This window comes from Microcystis sp. LE19-41.2A (assembly GCF_027530405.1).
Classification (GTDB): domain Bacteria; phylum Cyanobacteriota; class Cyanobacteriia; order Cyanobacteriales; family Microcystaceae; genus Microcystis; species Microcystis aeruginosa.
In genome coordinates this window covers 1-2,742 of sequence record NZ_JAPZQJ010000667.1, presented here as the reverse complement: position 1 = coordinate 2,742, position 2,742 = coordinate 1, and the positions used below count along the sequence as shown (strand labels likewise).

The 2,742-nt window shown below is 41.0% G+C and carries 4 protein-coding genes; 1 reads left to right on the top strand and 3 read right to left on the bottom strand.

Features of this window, described 5'->3' with window-relative positions:
* Window positions 1-616 precede the first annotated feature (616 nt).
* The 3 genes from O9290_RS27460 to O9290_RS27450 all read right to left on the bottom strand — a co-directional run bounded on the left by O9290_RS27460 (window position 617) and on the right by O9290_RS27450 (window position 1,470).
* Complete coding sequence (locus tag O9290_RS27460) at window positions 617-799, bottom strand: hypothetical protein (RefSeq protein WP_002758041.1); 183 nt, start codon at window positions 797-799, stop codon at window positions 617-619.
* A gap of 67 nt (window positions 800-866) precedes the next feature.
* A complete protein-coding gene (locus O9290_RS27455; RefSeq protein WP_287731778.1) occupies window positions 867-1,109 on the bottom strand; it encodes a hypothetical protein in 243 nt (80 codons plus the stop codon).
* Between the two features lie 70 nt (window positions 1,110-1,179).
* Window positions 1,180-1,470: a YiaA/YiaB family inner membrane protein gene (locus O9290_RS27450; RefSeq protein ID WP_002758035.1), complete on the bottom strand. Its 291-nt coding sequence runs from the start codon at window positions 1,468-1,470 to the stop codon at window positions 1,180-1,182.
* Window positions 1,471-1,629: 159 nt separating this feature from the next.
* Between O9290_RS27450 and O9290_RS27445 the strand changes: the two genes are divergently transcribed.
* Window positions 1,630-2,625, top strand: a complete 996-nt coding sequence (locus O9290_RS27445) for a hypothetical protein (protein WP_288055230.1) — start codon at window positions 1,630-1,632, stop codon at window positions 2,623-2,625.
* Window positions 2,626-2,742 lie beyond the last annotated feature (117 nt).

Sequence of the window (2,742 nt, the reverse complement as noted above, 5' to 3'; positions counted from 1 at the left end):
CCGTCACCCGTCAGCCAAAAGCTTTTTGCTGTGACCAGTAAACAGTGAACTAAAAATTCAAATCTGATCCCTGATAGCTGTCTCGGAGTCTCGGAGTCTCGGAGTCTCGGAGTCTCGGAGTCTCGGAGTCTCGGAGTCTCGGAGTCTCGACTAGGAAATTAATTTTGCACGACTACTTAACGCTCTTCTGGAACTTTCGGAAATCCCTGACCGAATCCAGATTCTGAAACCCTTGGTTGACAAGTGATCGCTAACTTTTTTTCTAATAAAAACTCAAATTTCGGGTTTCTGTTAGTTAGCGATAGCTTGAAGGCTTACTCCATAAGAGAGCTAGGGTTTAGAGACTGTAAGACTTTTGCCAGACTCCCTCCAAGAGCGTTAAAGACAGGGAGATAAAATGCCCAAGAAAGCTTACTTAGGGCTTGCTGAATAAATCTAAAAACCTTGTTGGGTAAAACTTTTAGACCTTTTGTCAATCAAAAAGTACTGGATATGGGAGTGATCGGGGGGAAATTTAGGCACTTTTTCCCTGAAAATTAGGTAATTGGCCACCTCAAAACTGGTAAAACCCCACACCCCACACCCTGCCCCCAGGAAAAACTTTTTGCCACAAACCCTACTTGGTGTTGTTTTTGGCCCGTTCGATCTTGCCTGCGATCGCATCCAGCCTTGCTTTGATTCTGGTCATCCACTGGTTAAACTCGGCCGACTGCCGGTCGATATCTTCCTTCCGTAGCCTTATCTCTTCGGTTGTTTTTTCGTGGGCTTCTAACCGGATATTTAATTCTGCAATCATCATTGCCTCAAGTATCTATTGGTTTGTTTATTTGTTAGGGAGGAGGCATCTCATTTGTGCAAGTGAGTAATTATACTTGTCGATGAAACTTGCTTCTAGCAAGGCTTTCAAAATAGCTTGACATAAAACTTAATTTAGGAGTTACAAAGGTGAGATGCTCCCGATCGCTTTTAACATATTGCAAAGATAATCGCTGTAACCAACTCTCTTTTAGTCCATCTTCAATATCATATACAGACAGAATGTTACCAGGATTTTGTAAAAGAGAAATTATTCCTTTGGTCACACCGATGAGATTAGTTGTGAATAGCATATAAACTCTCCTAAGTCAGAAAAAAGAGTGAGAATAATCGAAAAAACTGATAACCAATAACTGAGAAAAACTACTCCTTATAAGGATCGTACTGAGTCAAGATTCGTTCTAACTTTACTTCGTCAATGCGATTAATTAAGCGTTTAGATTCTTCGACATCGCGGACAGTTTTTGATAAATTAATGGTGGAACCGACGCTAAATAGTAAACCCATGCCTAAATAACCTTTAATCCACGGATCTACTGGTAGATAAATAACTCCTAAAGAAGTGGCAGAAATAGAGACAATAAAAGATAACCAAGTTTGAAAAATCCACGCTTGAGTATGACTGGGAGCAGTACCGTATTTTTTATCGTTCATAATCGTCTCCTAAATGTTTCTGCACCCATTCTGTCGGTTCTAGAGGTGCAACAACAATGAGCGCTATCTAGTAGGGGGAGGGTTGAGAACTGGGGTGAATTGGGGTGAAGTGGGGTGAAGTATCAAGTATAATCATTGTCAGAATCTAGGACCAAAAAGATGGAGATTAAACATCTGAAAATTTGGTATTCTTGGGAAAAACAAGAACAAATGATCGAGCACTTGGTGGGGAGAGTGGGATTAACCCGGGTGCGTGCCACTTGTTTTCTGCGTCTTTGGATTTATGCGATTGCCAAGGAAGGACAGGTAAAACCCCCTTTATCCCAGTTAATTTTTCCCACCACTGCCATTATCTGTACCCATCGACAAGCATCCGATCTATTTTATCAGGATCAAGACCAGGGCAGCGATCGCTCTGCCGGTATGATGTTAGATAAATTAGCAGCCCTTGGTTTAATCGAAAAAATTTTTGACGGCAACACAACCAGAATTAAAATAAAGCCAATTACGGGGATTTTAGAGCCTGATAACTCAGAATCATCTGTGGAATTGCAATTAGATCAATTTAATCCCCGTTGTGATGCAATTCCTGTGGCTAACTTGCTGACACGCAATTATAACTGGATGAATCGCAATGCTGAGGCAATTCCCCATCGCATTTCCCGTCTGTTGCGGGGTTGGGCAAAAGATTACACTACAGGTATGCGAGTTTTGCGTCGGGTAGATAATCTTAATCCCGTCGGTTTTTATCTGCTCTATCCCACCGCAAACGAGTCGGAAGCAAATTTTTTTTCCTCTCCTAACAAGAGTTTACATCTAAGTGCGATCAACGAACAGGATCCTTTTAAAATGGCATCTGTGGGAGATGAAAATTGTCTTTCGGTATTTATTCGCAGTTGGATGATTGATGCTAATTATTTAGAAAAATATCGTTTAATCTTCCTGCAAGATGCCCAAAAAACTCTCCAGAGAATGATATTAGATTTTCCTAATCTCTGCGATTTACATACTTTGATTATTCATCCTGATTATGAGAAATTAGGCGCAGCCTTGGGATTTCAAAAAACTATTCAGGAATCCCCAAACTCTATTTATTGGATGTATTTAGGACTCGATCGCTTTTTATCCCTAGATATGGGTGAAATTCAATTTTAATCGGGAGTGGGAAGTGGCGGGGAAAAAATCGTATCCCCTCAATATATCGGGGTCAGGAGTTATTGGCTCTTCGGTTTGTGTTATGCAATGGACGGGGGTTATAAGGGATGGAACCCT